We start from the raw sequence: 15,430 nt of genomic DNA, 5'->3' as shown, positions 1-15,430 counted from the left end.
TCGTCAAGCCCCGCCACAAGGACGTTCCTCTTTCATTCGAACAAGCCCCGACATGTTCAGACCTCTCTTCGTGTTCATCGGCGCGCGTTACACCCGCGCCAAGCGTCGCAATCATTTTGTGTCATTCATTTCCCTGACCTCGATGATCGGACTCGCCCTTGGCGTGATCGTGATGATCGTGGTGCTCTCGGTGATGAACGGCTTCGATCATGAGATGCGCACCCGCGTGCTTGGCATGGTGCCCCACGCTACCATCGAGTCCAACAAGCCCATCAATGACTGGCAGGCCCTTGCCGCTAAAGTAAAGCAGAATCCTGCGGTTCTGGAGGTAGCCCCCTACACCCAGATGCAAGGGCTGATGACCAATAACGGCAAGGTCCAGAAGATGCTGCTCAACGGCGTCGACCCAGCCGAGGAGCGCAAGGTCACCATCCTTGACCAGTTCATCAAGCAGGGCAGCCTGGACGACCTGAAATCCGGCGAGTTCGGCATCATGCTGGGCGACAACGCGGCGAACAAGCTGGGCGTCACGGTGGGCGACAAGGTCACCTTCGTCACCCCGGAAGTCAGCATCACCCCGGCCGGCATGTTCCCGCGCATGAAGCGCTTCACCGTCACCGGCACCTTCCACGTGGGCGCCGGCGAGATCGACGGCTACCTGGGCCTGACCAACCTCGACGACCTGGCGCGCCTGCATCGCTGGCAGCCGGGGCAGGTGCAGGGCGTGCGGCTGAAGTTCGCCGACCTGTTCCAGGCGCCGCGGGTCTCATGGGAAATTGCCCAGAGCCTGGGCGACGAGTACTACGCGCGTGACTGGACCCGTACCCACGGCAACCTGTACCAGGCCATTGGCATGGAAAAATCCATGATCGGCCTGCTGCTGTTGCTGATCGTCGCGGTGGCGGCGTTCAACATCATTTCCACCCTGGTGATGGTGGTGAACGACAAGCGCGGTGACATCGCCATCCTGCGCACCCTGGGCTCCACGCCCGGGCAGATCATGCGCATCTTCATGGTGCAGGGCACCGTCATCGGCGTCGTCGGCACCTTGATCGGTGCGGGCCTGGGCATGCTCGCGGCCGTGAACGTCAGCGGCGCCATCGCGCTGCTGGAAAAGGTCATCGGGCACAAGTTCCTCAACCCCGACGTCTACTTCATCGATTACCTGCCGTCGCAACTCATGGCCAATGACGTGTTCATGGTCTGCGGTGCGGCACTGGTCCTGAGTTTCCTCGCGACCCTGTACCCGGCCTGGCGTGCGGCGCGCACCCAGCCGGCAGAGGCGCTACGTTATGAGTGAGTTGGGCATGAGTGATAAAGCAGTGCTGAGTTGCCGTAACCTGGGCAAATCCTACGAGGAAGGCCCGGAGTCGGTGGTGGTGTTGTCGAACCTGCAGCTGGAGCTGTTTGCCGGCGAGCGCGTGGCTATCGTTGGCCAGTCGGGCTCGGGCAAGAGTACCCTGTTGAACATGCTGGGCGGCCTAGATACCCCCAGCACCGGCAGCGTCTGGCTGGCCGGCGAGCAATTGTCGGCGCTGAACGAGAAGGCCCGCGGCCTGCTGCGCAACCGCGCGTTGGGCTTTGTCTACCAGTTCCACCACCTGCTGCCCGAGTTCACCGCACTGGAGAACGTGTGCATGCCGCTGCTGATTGGCAAGACGCCTATTCCGGAAGCCAAACAGCGTGCTACCGCGCTGCTCGAGCGCGTGGGCCTGGGCCACCGGCTGTCGCACAAGCCGGCCGAGCTGTCGGGCGGCGAGCGCCAGCGCGTGGCCATCGCCCGTGCGCTGGTGAACAAACCCGGGCTGGTGATGCTCGACGAGCCCACCGGTAACCTCGACCAGCACACCGCCCAGGGTATCCAGGACCTGATGCTGGAGTTGAGCGTGTCGTTGCGCACCGCCTTCCTGGTGGTGACCCACGACCTCAACCTGGCCCGGCAGATGGACCGTGTATTGCGCCTGGAAGAGGGCCGTCTGGTCCCGATCTAAGCCCTTGCGCCCGGGTTCGCCCGGGCGTTGCTCCAACCCTTTTTCCAGGTGCCTTGACGTATGTTCAGACCCTTATCCATCTTCGTCGGCGCGCGCTATACCCGGGCCAAGCGCCGCAACCATTTCATCTCGTTCATTTCCATGACCTCGATGATTGGCCTGGCCCTTGGCGTGCTGGCGATGATCGTGGTGCTGTCGGTGATGAACGGTTTCCAGAAGGAAATGAGTTCGCGCATCCTCGGCATGGTGCCGCACGCCACCATCCTCGGCGCCAAGCCGCTGGACGACTGGCAGCCGGTGGCCGCCGCCGCGCTGAAGAACCCCGAAGTGCTGGCCGCGGTGCCGTTCACCGACATGGACGGCATGCTCTCGTACAAGGGCTACATGCAGCCGATCCAGGTCAGCGGCGTGGACCCGGCGCAGGAAGGCAAGGTCTCGATCGTTGCCGACCACATCACCAAGGGCGCGCTGCAGGACCTGAAGCCTGGCGAGTTCGGCGTGGTCATCGGCGACATTACCGCACGCCGTTTCGGCCTCAACGTGGGCGACAAGATCACCCTCATCGTGCCGGAACTCAGCGACGAACCGGGTGGCATCACCCCACGCCTGCAGCGCCTGAACGTGGTGGGCGTGTTCAAGGTGGGCGCCGAGCTGGATGGCTCCATGGCCCTGATCCACATGGCCGATGCCGCGCAAATCCAGCACTGGCAGCCCAACCAGGTGCAAAGCGTGCGCCTCAAGCTGAAAGACCTGTACATGGCGCCGCAGGTGTCGAAGACCATCGCCGCCGGCCTGGGCAACGGCTTCAAGGCCGATGACTGGACCCACACCCAGGGCAGCCTGTTCAGCGCCATGAAGATGGAAAAAACCATGATCGGCCTGTTGCTGCTGATGATCGTCGCCGTGGCTGCCTTCAACATCATTGCCACGCTGATCATGGTGGTGAACGACAAGGGCGCCGACATCGCCATCCTGCGCACCATTGGCGCCACGCCGCGGCAGATCATGGGCATATTCATGGTCCAGGGCACGGTGATCGGCGTGGTTGGCACCCTGATCGGCGGCGTGCTGGGGGTTATCGCCGCCATCAACGTCAGCGCCGTGGTGGGCTGGCTGGAGCGTACCACCGGCCAGCACATCTTCACCTCGGACGTGTACTTCATCAGCAATCTGCCATCGGACCTGCAGGCGGGCGACGTGATCATGATCTGCAGTGCGGGCCTGATCCTCAGCTTCCTGGCCACCGTGTACCCGGCCTGGCGCGCCGCGCAGATCGAACCCGCCTACGCGCTGCGCTACGAGTAACAGCCCTTGTGGGAGCTGGCTTGCCAGCGAGCTTTTTGAAGCCCTGAAAAACTCGCTGGCAAGCCAGCTCCCACAAAACCGCTACAAAAAGTTAAACTGGGCGGGTTTACTCACGTCCAGGTTTCCAACATGCATCCCGCAGCCGAACATTCGCCGTTGGGCAAGTCCAGCGAATACATCTCCACCTACACGCCATCCCTGTTGTTCCCCATCCCCCGCGCGGCCAAATGGGCCGAACTGGGCCTGAGCGCCGACACCCTGCCGTACCAGGGCGTCGACTTCTGGAACTGCTTCGAGCTGTCGTGGCTGCAGCCGTCGGGCAAGCCGGTGGTGGCCATCGGTGAGTTCAGCATTCCGGCCGACTCGCCGAACATCATCGAGTCGAAGTCGTTCAAGCTGTACCTCAACTCCCTGAACCAGACGCCGTTCGACAGCGTCCAGGCGCTGGAAGCCTGCCTGGTCCAGGACCTGTCCGCCGCTGCCGGCAAGCCGGTGGGCGTGCGCGTGCGGCGCCTGGCCGAGGTTGAGGCAGAAGGCGTGGTGGCCCTGCCGGGTGTGTGCATCGACGACCTGGACGTCAGCATTTCCAGCTACGAGCACCCGCAGCCCGAGCTGCTGCGCTGCGACCCGTCGCGGGTGGTGGAAGAGAGCCTGCACAGCCATTTGCTGAAATCCAACTGCCCGGTCACCAGCCAGCCCGATTGGGGCAGCGTGGCCGTGCACTACCGCGGCCCGGCCCTGGAACACGCCAGCTTCCTGGCGTACCTGGTGAGCTTCCGCCAGCATTCGGACTTCCACGAGCAGTGCGTGGAGCGGATTTTCATGGACTTGCAGCGCCTGCTGAACCCGCAGGAGCTGACGGTATACGCGCGCTACGTGCGCCGCGGCGGGCTGGACATCAACCCGTACCGCAGCACCTCGGCAGTTACCCTGGCGAACGGGCGGTTGGTGCGTCAGTAGACTGCCTGGGGAAATGGGTTGTGGGAGCGGGCTCTGCCCGCGAAAGGAGCGCCACGTATTCTCTGTGAAACCGCGGCGTCTCATTCGCGGGCAGAGCCCGCTCCCACGAAGGAAATATTTTCCCGGGTCAGATACCCATGCCACCCAGGGTCTGGACAATGTTGCGCAGCGTTCCGGCCAGCCCCGGGTGCTCCACTTCGAAGCGCTCCACGGCAAGGTTCACGCCGTCGGCGAGGTTGGGGTTGTTGGTGGCGGCTTCAAGTTTCAGTTCGGCGTCGATCTGCGCCATCAACTGCTGCAGGTGGTCACGCTCGTCTTGCGACAGCGGCGGGTTCTGCTCCAATTGCTCGCGCAATGTGTTCAATTGCTCTTGCAGTTCGCGGGCAGGCATGGCGATCTCCCTTCAATGATAGGCACAGCCATTGACCGCGGCGCGCTGCCAAAGGTCCATGACTGACCTTTAGATTAATCCACTGCCGCGTTCCCTGCATGATCCTGATCAATGCACTCGTATCAGGGTTTTTCACCCTTGTAGCGGCGCAGGGCGATGTCGGCAAGGCACGCCTCCAGCTCCTCCAGGTGGTCGATCACCGAGTGCACCCCCAGGGCAAACAGCTTCAGCGTGGCCTTGCCGCGCAGCAGGTCGCGCTCGCGCGGCTCCAGTTCCTCCCATTGTTCGGCCGACAGCCCGCACAGTGGCCCGCACGAGGCCAGGCCCACGGTCCACAGCCCGGCGTTGAGGCCCGATTGCAGCAGGCGCGGGTTGCCGCTGACCAGCACGCAGCCGTCCAGCCGCGAGACGTTCAGCTGCATCAGTGCCTGCCAGCAGGCGTCGGGGGCTGGCCATGGGTTGCCGTCGGGTACGCCGATGGCCTTCACCCAGCGCGGCAGTGGCGCGGCCAGGGGCAGGGCGAGGGTGTCGTCCAGTTCGTCCAGCCAGGCGCAGGGCACGCCCTGGTGGCGCAATAATTTCAAGGCTTGCAGGGCGCCCGGGGTGGGGCCGGCGTCAGGTTCGGTGCGTGCGCCGAAATCCACCAGGCAACCGCTGAGGCCGAACAGCAGCGCGGTGAAGGTGGGGACGCAGGGTGCGGTGTCGGGCATGTCGGCTTCCCTGTATGGACCGCCAAAGGCTACGGACCTTGCGTTACAGTTGGATGAACCCCTGGTGACCGCCCTGGTCTGTCAGTAACGGCTATGCGACTAAACTGCCGATTCAGGCGCAGAAGCTTTATACTGAGCCACTTTGCACGGTGCCCTTCGGGCTGCCGAATCGAATCCAAGGAGTAACGTCTATGCGCTTGATCGGTACGGGTGTGATCGATCGTCTGGCCAAGGCCTGCCTGATCGCAGGCGTTGTCATGGCGCCAGTAATGGCCCAGGCCGCCGAGGAAGACCCATGGGAAGGGGTTAACCGGGTCATCTTCCGCTTCAACGATACCCTCGACACCTACGCGCTCAAACCGATCGCCCAGGGCTATCAGTGGGTCACCCCGCAGTTCATGCAGGACGGCGTGCACAACTTCTTCAACAACATCGGTGACGTCGGCAACTTCGCCAACGATGTGCTGCAGGCCAACCCGCACGCCGCGGGCGTCGATACTGCGCGCCTGCTGCTCAACACCACCCTGGGCGTTGCCGGCTTCGTCGACGTGGGCACCCGCATGGGCCTGCAGCGCAACGACCAGGACTTCGGCATCACCCTGGGCAAGTGGGGCGTGCCAAGCGGCCCGTACGTGATGATACCGCTGCTGGGCCCGAGCACCGTGCGTGACGGCATTGCCAAGTACCCGGACAGCTTCACCCAGCCGTACCGCTACATGGATGACATGTCGCTGCGCAACAGCCTGTTCGCCGCCGGCATCGTCGACACTCGCGCCCAGTTGCTGCAGGCCGAGAAGATGATCAACGGCGACAAGTACATCTTCATCCGCAATGCCTACTTGCAAATGCGCGAATTCAAGGTCAAGGACGGTCACGTCGTCGACGACTTCTGATTCGCCGGTGCACGAAAAAAGGCGACCCTCGGGTCGCCTTTTTTCATCCGGGCGCGGTCAGCTCATCTGCAAGATGGTCAGGCCCAGGGTCTGCAGCCCGGCGCCCAGCTCTTCGGCCCGCACCACCTCTGCCTGGGCGTCCAGGTCGCGCAGCGCCGCGTGCTCGGAGGGCAGGTGCACGCCCACCACCGCGCCCACCTGCAGCGCACTGCGCGCCTCTATCTGCATGCCGGTGCTGGAAAGGTCGCGGCACACGCCCAGCACGCGCTGGCCGTCGACGATGAGAAACACCTTGGCGTTGACCGTCATGCGGATGAAATCGCGTTTTTCGGCGAAGTCGCGGTCGGGTTGGGTCATGGGCTGCATCCTTCCATTAGGTTGCTTGCGGATAGGTTTTTATAACCCCCGGTGATTTGCGCTGTAAAGACGTCAAGCGACCATCGGCACACGCTTGAAACACCCGGCGGATGGGAGTACCGTCTGCGCCTTAGAGGGCACCTCTGAATCACCGTCGCAGGCACTTGGCCTTGCAACGGCTGTCAAGAGAGGCTAGAAGTGAATCCAGTAAGCGAGCTCAGGCCCGGCCGAGTACCTTACGCCAACCAATTTCTGGCGCCGTTTGCCCACATGCAGAAAACCAGTGCCACGCTGCTGATAATCGATGATGACGACGTAGTGCGCGCGAGTCTCGCCGCCTACCTGGAAGACAGTGGTTTCAGCGTCCTGCAGGCTTGCAACGGCCTGCAGGGACTTCAGGTATTCGAGCAGGAAAAGCCCGATCTCGTGATCTGTGACTTGCGCATGCCGCAGGTTGGCGGCCTTGAGCTTATCCGCCAGGTCACCGAGCGCGCGCCGGACATGCCGGTCATCGTGCTGTCCGGTGCGGGGGTCATGAACGACGCCGTCGAGGCGTTGCGCCTGGGTGCGTCCGACTACCTGATCAAGCCACTCGAAGACCTGGCGGTGCTCGAACACTCGGTTCGCCGGGCGCTCGACCGTGCCTGGCTGCTGCAGGAAAACCAGCGTTATCGCGAAAAGCTCGAAACCGCCAACCGTGAACTCGAAGCCAGCCTGCACCTGTTGCAGGAGGACCAGAACGCCGGGCGCCAGGTGCAGATGAACATGCTGCCCGAGAGCCCCTGGGTGGTCGACGGTTTCAAGTTCGAGCACCAGATAATCCCCTCTTTGTACCTTTCAGGTGATTTCGTCGACTGTTTTCGCGTTGATGAGCGTAGAGTGGCATTCTATCTGGCTGACGTTTCCGGGCATGGTGCCTCCTCGGCCTTCGTGACCGTGCTGTTGAAATTCATGACCACGCGCCTGATGTTCGAATTCAAGCGCAATGGCACCCTGCCGGAGTTCAAGCCGTCGGAAGTGCTGGGCCATATCAACCGCGGCCTGATCAACTGCAAGCTGGGCAAGCATGTGACCATGGTGGGCGGGGTGATCGACGAAGACACGGGGCTGCTGACCTACAGCATTGGCGGGCACCTGCCGCTGCCGGTGTTCTTCAGCCAGGGCCAGGTGCGTTACCTGGAAGGGCGGGGTTTGCCGGTGGGGCTGTTCAACGAAGCCACCTACACTGACCACGTGCTGGAATTACCGGAGAGCTTCAGCCTGACCTTGTTCTCTGATGGCATTCTGGACCTTTTGCCCGGCGAAACACTCAAAGATAAAGAGGCTGCCTTGCCGGAAATCGTCAAGGAAGTCGGCGGCGGCCTGGATGGCCTGCGGCAGAAGTTTGGATTGGCCACGCTTGGGGAGATGCCGGATGATATCGCCCTGATGGTGCTTAGCAGGAACCTAGAATGAGTACTGGTAGAATCCAGTTCGCTGAACAAAATGGCACTTTCGTGCTGAAATTTGTTGGTGAAGTGCGCCTGACCCTGTGTTCGGCGCTGGATGCGACTATTGAAAAGATTTTCACTGCCCTGAACTTCTCGGCGATCGTCATCGATCTCACCGAGACGCGCAGCATCGACAGCACCACGCTGGGCCTGTTGGCCAAGCTGTCGATCCTGTCACGGCAAAAAGTCGGCCTGTTGCCCACCGTGGTCACCACCCACGATGACATCACGCGCCTGCTGCAATCCATGGGCTTCGACCAGGTGTTCAACATCGTTGGCCGGCCTATTCCGTGCCCCGAGTGCCTTACCGACCTGCCGTCCCAGGACCAGTCGGAAGACATCGTGCGCACCAAGGTGCTGGAAGCGCACAAGATCCTCATGGGCCTGAATGACTCCAACCGCGAAGCCTTCCACGACCTGGTCAGCGCGCTCGAACGCAGCTGATACCCGCCGGGTACAAAAAAGGGCGGCTCCCATGGGAGCCGCCCTTTTTTCGTTGCTGCGCCGCGATCAGATCTTGGCTTTCAGCAGCGCTTCCAGTTTTTCCTGGTCACGGGCGAACTGGCGAATGCCTTCGGCCAGCTTCTCGGTGGCCATGGCGTCCTCGTTGGACTCCCAGCGGAATTGCGCTTCGGTCAGCGGGTGCTTGGCTTCGCCGCCATTGCCTGGCTTGAGCTTGTGCGCCAGGGTGCCGGTGTCATCCGAGAGCTTCTGCAGCAGCTCGGGGCTGATGGTCAGGCGGTCGCAACCGGCCAGTTCTTCGATCTGGCTGATGTTGCGGAAGCTGGCGCCCATGACCACGGTATCGTAGCCGTTGGCCTTGTAATAGTTGTAGATGCGGGTAACCGACTGTACGCCCGGGTCTTCGGCACCGGTGTATTCCTGGCCGGTGGACTTCTTGTACCAGTCGTAGATGCGGCCCACGAACGGCGAGATCAGGAACACCCCGGCGTCGGCGCAGGCGGCGGCCTGGGCGAAGGAGAACAGCAGGGTCAGGTTGGTCTGGATGCCTTCCTTTTCCAGCTTCTCGGCGGCGCGAATGCCTTCCCAGGTGGACGCCAGTTTGATCAGCACGCGGTCGCGGCCAACGCCGGCCTTGTCGTACAGGTCGATCAGCTGGTGGGCCTTGCCCAGCAGGGCCGGCTCGTCGAACGACAGGCGCGCATCCACTTCAGTGGAAATGCGGCCAGGGATCACCTTGAGGATACCGCTACCCACCGACACCGCAAAACGGTCGCAGGCCAGGCCGATATCGCCCTTCACGTCACGCACCGCATCGTTCAGCAGGTCGGCGTAGCCCGGCATCGACGCGGCCTTGAGCAGCAGCGACGGGTTGGTGGTGGCGTCGACTGGCTTGAGGCGGCTGATCGCATCGATGTCGCCGGTGTCGGCAACCACAGTGGTAAATTGCTTGAGTTGTTCCAGCTTGGAAGTCATGAGCGTGCTCTGTCCTGTGCGATTGAGTGACATTACCCGACCGCCGCCAAGCGCTCAAGCGCTGCGGCCGTCGGGTGGAAGAAGTCTGCCGTTTAGAGCCCCAAATGGCCGCAACGGTTCCCCGTAGCAGCTGCCGAAGGCTGCGTCACGTGCGCAACGTCCATGACGCGGCCTGGCGGCCGCTGCTACAGGGCATCAGCGACCTTCGAGCAACATACCCGCCTGGTCCAGCAACCCCAGCGAATCCTTGGTCTTGTGAATATCCACCGACAACAACTGGCGGAACTTGCGCGCCCCCGGGAAGCCCTGGCCCAGCCCCAGGATATGCCGGGTCACGTGGTGCATCGCGCCACCTTCCTCAATATGCCGGGCAATGTACGGGCGCATCTTCGCCAGGGCCTCGGCACGGGTAATCACCGGCGCGGTGCTGCCGAACAGCTCCTGGTCCACCGTCGCCAGCAGGTATGGGTTGTGGTATGCCTCGCGGCCCAGCATCACCCCGTCAAATGTGCCCAGGTGCGCCTGGCACTCGGCCATGGTCTTGATACCGCCGTTCAGCACAATTTCCAGGTCAGCGAAATCAGCCTTCAACTGCGCTGCCACGTCATAGCGCAGCGGTGGAATATCACGGTTCTCCTTGGGCGACAGGCCCTCCAGAATCGCGATGCGCGCATGCACGGTAAAACTGCGGCACCCGGCCTCACGCACTTGGCCGACGAAATCGCACAGCTCGGCATAACTGTCACGGCCATTGATACCGATGCGGTGCTTCACCGTCACCGGAATCGACACCGCATCGCGCATCGCCTTCACGCAATCGGCCACCAGCGCCGGGTGCCCCATCAGGCAGGCGCCGATCATGTTGTTCTGCACGCGGTCGCTTGGGCAACCCACGTTCAGGTTCACCTCGTCATACCCGGCCTCCTGCGCCATGCGCGCGCACGCCGCCAGGTCTGCCGGCGTGCTGCCCCCCAGTTGCAGAGCCAACGGGTGCTCGGTGTCGTCGTGCCGCAGGAACCGCGCGGCGTCGCCGTTGAGCAGGGCGCCAGTGGTGACCATCTCGGTGTAGAGCAGGGCGTTGGCGGAGAGCAGGCGCAGGAAGAAGCGGCAGTGACGATCTGTCCAGTCCATCATGGGCGCAACAGAAAACCGCCGGGAAGGCTCGGCGCCTTTGTTTACGTGGGGTGCAGCTACATTTTGAATCATTTTACTCTACGTGTTTTGTACCAGTTTTCCGGTGATTTCGGACGTTTTTTCAAGGTCACTGGTACGATGTACCAGTTGAAATCAGACGTGTACCAGTTGCCATGGCTACGATTAGAAAGCGTATGAGGGCCGACGGTACGGCCAGTTACACCGCACAGATCCGTCTAGCCCGTGATGGGGTGCAAGTTTACCAAGAGAGCCAGACCTTCGCCCGAAAACAGGTGGCGCAACCCTGTACTCAATTTTGAAACGCCGATTTCTGCTGGCCGCGCGAGCCCCTTGGATATACCGGTTTAGGTGCGTTGGCTAATCAAGAGAGGGTCCAAGGTCGCGGCTGATTTCTGGGTCGCAAGCCAACATATCGTTAGCATCCGAAATTCTAATCCTCACCCCCTTCAGGTGCGTACAGTAAAACCCTGTCTCCCCTACGGAGCCACCCCATGCCCCAGCCATCGCCGTCAGCGGCCGCAGCCCTTCCAAGCCGGCTGGCGATGCACCGAAGGAGTAACTCCCATGGGTAACTTTCAACAGCACCTCGCCCCGCCATTCGTGATCGGTGAACTGAACTATTTGCTGGATAACGGTATTCGCCCGGTCAATTACACCTTCGACCCGCCGGATGGCCTGCCACGTCGGCGCGGGACGTTGCAGCCCACCCGGGTGGAGATTCACAACGCGCGACTGCTGGCGGTGCCGGCTACCCTGGACGTGCAGGGTTTCGAGCGGGTGGACCATGCCAGCGCGGTGGCCAACCTGGAGGATGAATTGCAGGTGGTGGAGGCGTATTACGCCGAGGCGGATGCGCTGATTCGCGAGCACACGGGCGCGGTGAAGACGTTGATCTTCGACCACACCATTCGCATCGACGAGCCGGGACGCGAGGTGGCCGGGCTGCGCGAGCCGGTGCGCTACGTGCACAACGACCAGACCGAGCGCGCCGCCCTGCGCCGGGTGCATGACCACCTGCCGGCGGCCGAAGCCGAGCAGCGTTTGCGCAAGCGTTTCGCGATCATCAACCTGTGGCGGCCTATCGGCGAGCCGGTGTGGACCACGCCGCTGGCGCTGTGCGACGCGGGCAGCATCGATGCGGCGGATTTTCTGGCCAGTGACCTGGTGTACCCGGACAAGGTCGGCGAGACGTTTTCCGTGCGGCCGAACCCGGCGCATCGCTGGTATTACTACCCGCACCTGCGGCCGCAGGAGGCACTGCTGTTGAAGATCTACGATTCACGCGCCGACGGCGTGGCGAGGGCAGGGGCGCATACCGCCTTTGATGACCCCACCACGCCTGCTGACGCGCCGCCTCGGCGCAGTATTGAATTGCGCGCGTTGGTGTTTTTCGACGAATAACCCGTAGCAGCGGCCGCCAGGCTGCGTCCCTGGCACGGTGGTATCAAGGAGACGGCCTGGCGGCAGCGGCCACGAGGTACTCGCGCAACCGCGCCTGCAGGCGGTCGATGCCGTCGGCGCGGGCCAGGAACGCTTCCACGCTGGACACTTCCCAGCGCTGGCCTTCATCGCCGAACACCACCTGCTCGAACGTGCCCGCCGGCACCTGGGCGACGAAGAACCAGGTGTCCAACCCGTGCATGCCCTGGCCGGGGTAGACCCGGGTCCAGACGACCCAGCGCTCGTCCAGGTTCAGCCCGAACTCTTCCCATGTTTCGCGGGCGGCGCATTGCACAGGCGTCTCTTCGTCTTCACGGCCACCCCCGGGCAAATCCCACAGGCCCGGCCAGGGGATGCCAGGCTTGTCGTCGCGCTGGTAGGTGAGTATCTGGCCGTCGCACAGCAGGGCAATCTTGGCGCCGGAAAAGGGCGGGTGGGGCGGCATGGCGAATCCTCGGCAGGGGCTTGGCGCCACTCTACAGGGCCGAGCGGGCGGTGCATAAGGTATCCTCCCGCACTCACCCACAAGGATTGCCGGGAGCGCCGCCTCGATGAGCATCAACCTGCAGATTCGCGACCTGGTGTACTTCATCAAGGTCGCCGAACTGGGCCACCTGGGGCGGGCGTCCGAGGCGCTGCATATTTCCCAGTCGGCGCTGTCCAAGTGCATCGACCGCCTGGAAAGCGCCTACGACGCCGAGCTGTTCGAACGCATCGGCCGCGGCATCCGCCTCACCGATGCCGGCCAATTGCTGCGTGACCGCTCGCTGCTGATCGAGCGCATGCTCGATGAAACCCACCGGCAGACCTCGTCGCTGGGCAAGGGCCTGGCCGGCACTATCCGCGTCGGCGCGGCAGCCACCACCGCCGAGTACCTGATGCCGCGCGCCTGCCGCCTGTTGCAGGCCGAGGCGCCGGCGGTGGTGCTGGATTTGCAAATTGGCATGAACGACGTGCTCCACGACTCGTTGCGCAAGGGTCTGCTGGACCTTGTAGTGGGGCCCTTGGGCACCCGCAACGATGACCTGGTGGAGTTGGCCATCGCCAGCGACGAAGTGGTGGTGGCCGCCAGCGCCCACCACCCGCTGGCCGGGCGCCAGGTGCCGCTGGCGGCGCTGTGCGAGTACCGCTGGATTCTGTCGGCGCCGTCGGTGGCCACGCGGCAGTGGCTGGACCAGGCATTCCAGGCCCAAGGGCTGCCGGCGCCGCGGGTGGCCATTGCCACCAGCTCCATCGCCGCGGTGCCCAACCTGATCACCGAGACCGGGCTGCTGAGTTTCCTCTCGCGCCGCAACCTGGCCGACAGCCGCCACGGCGGCGGCCTGGTGGAAATTCCCAACCCGTTGACCACCATGGCCCGGCGCTTCGGCGTGCTGCACCGCGCTGACGGCTACCTGTCGCCGGCCACGCGGCGCTTCATTGAAATCCTGCAGATAAATCATTCCTGCGAAGAATGATTTCTTGAAAATACGCTAATAGAAATTAAGGATACCGGCAGGGATACTTTCGGCAGCGAACAATAACAAGCCAGAGATCCTGCCCATGCCTCATACCATTCTCGTGACCGCCCCACGCCTGGCGCCCGCTGGCCTGGAGCTGCTGCGGGCCCAGGGTTGCCGGGTGCTGTACGTGACACCCGAGCAAGGCCCCGCCGACATTGAACGCATCCTCGCCCGCGAGCCGGTGGACGCGATCATCTCCCGCACCCTGGACCTGACCGCCGCCGCCATCGACGCCTGTCCCACCCTGAAAGTCATCTCCAAGCACGGCGTCGGCGTCAGCAATATCGCCGTGGCCGCCGCCACTGGGCGGGGCATCCCGGTGTACGTGACGCCCGGCGCCAACGCGCAGTCGGTCACCGAAATGACCCTGGGCCTGATGTTCGCCGCCGCCCGCCGGGTCAGTTGGATGGACCGCGAAATTCGCCAAGGCCGCTGGTCCCGCGCCCAGGACGGGCTGGAGCTGAGCGGCCGCAGCCTGGGCCTGGTGGGCTTTGGCCAGGTGGCGCGGCGCGTGGCCCGGGCCTGCCAGGCCATCGGCATGCAGGTGCTGGTGCACGACCCGCTGCTGCCCGCCGGCGCCGCGCTGGACGGCGCAGAACGCATCGACGACCTGGGCGTGTTGCTCGGCCGCAGCCAGGTGCTCAGCCTGCACGTGCCGCTCACCGCGCAGACGCGCAACCTGATCGGCGCCGAGCAGCTGGCGCAGCTGCCCGAAGGCGCGTTGCTGATCAACACCGCCCGTGGCGAAGTGGTGGACGAAGCCGCGCTGGTGCAGGCGCTGGCCAGCGGCCAACTGTACGCCGCCGGCCTCGACACCATGGCCGTGGAGCCGCTGCCGGCCAACAGCCCGCTGCTGCGCCTGGACAATGTGGTGCTGACCCCGCACGTCGGTGGTTCCACCCCGGCGGCGCTGGCCGCCATGGCCGTGGGCGCGGCGCGCAACGTGCTGGGCTTTCTCGACGGCACGCCGCCTGCGGCCAGCGCCTGCGTCAACCCACAGGTTCTTCAACACTGCTCTGGAGTACTGCCATGACCGCTCAACAATGGCCTGCGGGCTACCGCATCAACCCACGCGTCGCCAGCCTGCCGGCAGACCTGGTGCAGGCCTTCCGCGAGATTCCCGTGGCCGTGGCCGGTGATTGCATGGGCCGCAGCATCGGCGCCCGGGGCCTGCGCGCCTACCACGGCGACCTGTCGCTGAAGCTCTGCGGCCCGGCCTTCACCGTGCGCGTGCGCCCCGGTGACAACCTGATGGTGCACAAGGCGCTGATGATGGTGCAGCCCGGCGACGTGCTGGTCATCGACGGCGGCGGCGACGTCAGCCAGGCGGTGATCGGTGGCCTGGTGCGCACCACCGCGCTGCGGGTGAAGCTGGGCGGCATCGTCATCGACGGCGCCGTGCGTGACCTGGAAGAACTGGCCGAGGGCATCGTCCCGGTGTTCGCTGCCGGCCACACCCACCGCGGCCCGAGCAAGGACGGCCCGGGCGAGATCAACGTGCCCATCGCCTGCGCCGGCCTGTGCGTGCTGCCCGGCGACCTGGTGCTGGGCGACGCCGACGGCGTCATCGCCATCCCTGCCCAGGACGCTGCAGCGCTGCTGCCCAAGACCCTGGCGCACCTGGACCGCGAGGCAGGTATTCGCGAGACCAACCGCGCCGGCACTGCCGACCCGGAGCGCTTCGATTCATTGCTGCGCAGCAAGGGCCTGCCCGTCTGACTGGCTAGAATGTCGGCATCATCGGTTGCGGTGATGCCGTTCGCGGCACGCCTGTACAACTATAAAAAACAGGAAAACGC

Annotated in this window: 17 protein-coding genes and 1 pseudogene; 12 read left to right on the top strand and 6 right to left on the bottom strand. The window is 63.9% G+C overall.

Annotation, left to right across the window (positions count from 1 at the left end):
- The first annotated feature begins 52 nt into the window (after nucleotides 1-52).
- The 4 genes from AC0SZ7_RS19740 (at nucleotide 53) to queF (ending at nucleotide 4,256) form a co-directional block, all read left to right on the top strand.
- The gene (locus AC0SZ7_RS19740; protein WP_475505965.1) at nucleotides 53-1,300 is read left to right on the top strand and encodes a lipoprotein-releasing ABC transporter permease subunit; all 1,248 of its coding nucleotides are present in this window, start codon (nucleotides 53-55) and stop codon (nucleotides 1,298-1,300) included.
- Nucleotides 1,301-1,307: 7 nt separating this feature from the next.
- Entirely contained in the window at nucleotides 1,308-1,991 is a 684-nt protein-coding gene (gene lolD, locus AC0SZ7_RS19735; protein ID WP_416423443.1) for a lipoprotein-releasing ABC transporter ATP-binding protein LolD, read from the top strand.
- A gap of 60 nt (nucleotides 1,992-2,051) precedes the next feature.
- Complete coding sequence (locus AC0SZ7_RS19730) at nucleotides 2,052-3,296, top strand: lipoprotein-releasing ABC transporter permease subunit (RefSeq protein ID WP_475505964.1); 1,245 nt, start codon at nucleotides 2,052-2,054, stop codon at nucleotides 3,294-3,296.
- A gap of 129 nt (nucleotides 3,297-3,425) precedes the next feature.
- Entirely contained in the window at nucleotides 3,426-4,256 is an 831-nt protein-coding gene (gene queF, locus AC0SZ7_RS19725; RefSeq protein WP_475505963.1) for an NADPH-dependent 7-cyano-7-deazaguanine reductase QueF, read from the top strand.
- Between the two features lie 127 nt (nucleotides 4,257-4,383).
- On the opposite strand, the gene AC0SZ7_RS19720 is transcribed toward queF, so the two are convergent.
- Both AC0SZ7_RS19720 and AC0SZ7_RS19715 read right to left on the bottom strand, forming a co-directional pair.
- Nucleotides 4,384-4,647: a DUF4404 family protein gene (locus AC0SZ7_RS19720; protein WP_475505962.1), complete on the bottom strand. Its 264-nt coding sequence runs from the start codon at nucleotides 4,645-4,647 to the stop codon at nucleotides 4,384-4,386.
- Between the two features lie 122 nt (nucleotides 4,648-4,769).
- Entirely contained in the window at nucleotides 4,770-5,357 is a 588-nt protein-coding gene (locus AC0SZ7_RS19715; protein ID WP_475505961.1) for a phosphonoacetaldehyde phosphonohydrolase-related protein, read from the bottom strand.
- A gap of 191 nt (nucleotides 5,358-5,548) precedes the next feature.
- Here AC0SZ7_RS19715 and AC0SZ7_RS19710 point away from each other — a divergent pair, with 191 nt between their 5' ends.
- Nucleotides 5,549-6,250: an MlaA family lipoprotein gene (locus AC0SZ7_RS19710; protein ID WP_475505960.1), complete on the top strand. Its 702-nt coding sequence runs from the start codon at nucleotides 5,549-5,551 to the stop codon at nucleotides 6,248-6,250.
- A gap of 57 nt (nucleotides 6,251-6,307) precedes the next feature.
- Here AC0SZ7_RS19710 and AC0SZ7_RS19705 read toward each other — a convergent pair whose 3' ends face one another.
- Entirely contained in the window at nucleotides 6,308-6,607 is a 300-nt protein-coding gene (locus AC0SZ7_RS19705) for a PilZ domain-containing protein (RefSeq protein ID WP_475505959.1), read from the bottom strand.
- 270 nt (nucleotides 6,608-6,877) lie between these two features.
- Between AC0SZ7_RS19705 and rssB the strand changes: the two genes are divergently transcribed.
- Together rssB and rssC are read left to right on the top strand one after the other, a co-directional pair.
- The gene (gene rssB / locus AC0SZ7_RS19700) at nucleotides 6,878-8,062 is read left to right on the top strand and encodes a two-component system response regulator RssB (protein WP_475505958.1); all 1,185 of its coding nucleotides are present in this window, start codon (nucleotides 6,878-6,880) and stop codon (nucleotides 8,060-8,062) included.
- A complete protein-coding gene (rssC, locus tag AC0SZ7_RS19695; protein WP_475505957.1) occupies nucleotides 8,059-8,541 on the top strand; it encodes an anti-sigma factor antagonist RssC in 483 nt (160 codons plus the stop codon). The genes rssB and rssC overlap by 4 nt, the downstream gene beginning before the upstream one ends.
- Before the next feature lie 66 nt (nucleotides 8,542-8,607).
- Here the strand turns inward: rssC and tal are convergent, their stop codons facing one another.
- Both tal and dusA read right to left on the bottom strand, forming a co-directional pair.
- Nucleotides 8,608-9,534: a transaldolase gene (gene tal, locus AC0SZ7_RS19690; protein ID WP_475505956.1), complete on the bottom strand. Its 927-nt coding sequence runs from the start codon at nucleotides 9,532-9,534 to the stop codon at nucleotides 8,608-8,610.
- A gap of 195 nt (nucleotides 9,535-9,729) precedes the next feature.
- Nucleotides 9,730-10,740, bottom strand: a complete 1,011-nt coding sequence (gene dusA / locus AC0SZ7_RS19685) for a tRNA dihydrouridine(20/20a) synthase DusA (RefSeq protein WP_475505955.1) — start codon at nucleotides 10,738-10,740, stop codon at nucleotides 9,730-9,732.
- A 101-nt stretch (nucleotides 10,741-10,841) separates the two neighbouring features.
- On the opposite strand from dusA, the pseudogene AC0SZ7_RS19680 reads away from it, so the two are divergent.
- Both AC0SZ7_RS19680 and AC0SZ7_RS19675 read left to right on the top strand, forming a co-directional pair.
- Nucleotides 10,842-10,970: pseudogene (locus AC0SZ7_RS19680) on the top strand (site-specific integrase); the annotation flags it as partial.
- Nucleotides 10,971-11,253: 283 nt separating this feature from the next.
- On the top strand, nucleotides 11,254-12,090 hold the full coding sequence (locus AC0SZ7_RS19675; RefSeq protein WP_475505954.1) for a CmcJ/NvfI family oxidoreductase: 837 nt from the start codon (nucleotides 11,254-11,256) through the stop codon (nucleotides 12,088-12,090).
- Between the two features lie 43 nt (nucleotides 12,091-12,133).
- Here the strand turns inward: AC0SZ7_RS19675 and AC0SZ7_RS19670 are convergent, their stop codons facing one another.
- On the bottom strand, nucleotides 12,134-12,574 hold the full coding sequence (locus AC0SZ7_RS19670; RefSeq protein WP_475505953.1) for an NUDIX hydrolase: 441 nt from the start codon (nucleotides 12,572-12,574) through the stop codon (nucleotides 12,134-12,136).
- 106 nt (nucleotides 12,575-12,680) lie between these two features.
- On the opposite strand from AC0SZ7_RS19670, the gene AC0SZ7_RS19665 reads away from it, so the two are divergent.
- The 3 genes from AC0SZ7_RS19665 (at nucleotide 12,681) to AC0SZ7_RS19655 (ending at nucleotide 15,350) form a co-directional block, all read left to right on the top strand.
- On the top strand, nucleotides 12,681-13,586 hold the full coding sequence (locus tag AC0SZ7_RS19665; RefSeq protein WP_475505952.1) for a LysR family transcriptional regulator: 906 nt from the start codon (nucleotides 12,681-12,683) through the stop codon (nucleotides 13,584-13,586).
- Nucleotides 13,587-13,671: 85 nt separating this feature from the next.
- On the top strand, nucleotides 13,672-14,664 hold the full coding sequence (locus AC0SZ7_RS19660) for a hydroxyacid dehydrogenase (protein ID WP_475505951.1): 993 nt from the start codon (nucleotides 13,672-13,674) through the stop codon (nucleotides 14,662-14,664).
- Nucleotides 14,661-15,350, top strand: coding sequence for an RraA family protein (locus tag AC0SZ7_RS19655; protein ID WP_475505950.1), 690 nt, complete (start codon nucleotides 14,661-14,663; stop codon nucleotides 15,348-15,350). The genes AC0SZ7_RS19660 and AC0SZ7_RS19655 overlap by 4 nt, the downstream gene beginning before the upstream one ends.
- Nucleotides 15,351-15,430: the final 80 nt, after the last annotated feature.

The sequence above is a fragment of the Pseudomonas sp. JC1203 genome (genome assembly GCF_056175065.1).
This window is presented reverse-complemented; position numbering and strand designations above follow the sequence as displayed.

Coding starts and splice junctions, on each gene's coding strand:
- AC0SZ7_RS19720 (WP_475505962.1), bottom strand. CDS start 4,647: ATGCCTGCCCGCGAACTGCAAGAGCAATTGAACACATTGCGCGAGCAA.
- AC0SZ7_RS19705 (WP_475505959.1), bottom strand. CDS start 6,607: ATGACCCAACCCGACCGCGACTTCGCCGAAAAACGCGATTTCATCCGC.
- dusA (WP_475505955.1), bottom strand. CDS start 10,740: ATGATTCAAAATGTAGCTGCACCCCACGTAAACAAAGGCGCCGAGCCT.
- AC0SZ7_RS19660 (WP_475505951.1), top strand. CDS start 13,672: ATGCCTCATACCATTCTCGTGACCGCCCCACGCCTGGCGCCCGCTGGC.
- AC0SZ7_RS19655 (WP_475505950.1), top strand. CDS start 14,661: ATGACCGCTCAACAATGGCCTGCGGGCTACCGCATCAACCCACGCGTC.
- lolD (WP_416423443.1), top strand. CDS start 1,308: ATGAGTGATAAAGCAGTGCTGAGTTGCCGTAACCTGGGCAAATCCTAC.
- tal (WP_475505956.1), bottom strand. CDS start 9,534: ATGACTTCCAAGCTGGAACAACTCAAGCAATTTACCACTGTGGTTGCC.
- rssC (WP_475505957.1), top strand. CDS start 8,059: ATGAGTACTGGTAGAATCCAGTTCGCTGAACAAAATGGCACTTTCGTG.
- rssB (WP_475505958.1), top strand. CDS start 6,878: ATGCAGAAAACCAGTGCCACGCTGCTGATAATCGATGATGACGACGTA.
- AC0SZ7_RS19715 (WP_475505961.1), bottom strand. CDS start 5,357: ATGCCCGACACCGCACCCTGCGTCCCCACCTTCACCGCGCTGCTGTTC.
- AC0SZ7_RS19670 (WP_475505953.1), bottom strand. CDS start 12,574: ATGCCGCCCCACCCGCCCTTTTCCGGCGCCAAGATTGCCCTGCTGTGC.
- AC0SZ7_RS19665 (WP_475505952.1), top strand. CDS start 12,681: ATGAGCATCAACCTGCAGATTCGCGACCTGGTGTACTTCATCAAGGTC.
- queF (WP_475505963.1), top strand. CDS start 3,426: ATGCATCCCGCAGCCGAACATTCGCCGTTGGGCAAGTCCAGCGAATAC.
- AC0SZ7_RS19730 (WP_475505964.1), top strand. CDS start 2,052: ATGTTCAGACCCTTATCCATCTTCGTCGGCGCGCGCTATACCCGGGCC.
- AC0SZ7_RS19740 (WP_475505965.1), top strand. CDS start 53: ATGTTCAGACCTCTCTTCGTGTTCATCGGCGCGCGTTACACCCGCGCC.
- AC0SZ7_RS19710 (WP_475505960.1), top strand. CDS start 5,549: ATGCGCTTGATCGGTACGGGTGTGATCGATCGTCTGGCCAAGGCCTGC.
- AC0SZ7_RS19675 (WP_475505954.1), top strand. CDS start 11,254: ATGGGTAACTTTCAACAGCACCTCGCCCCGCCATTCGTGATCGGTGAA.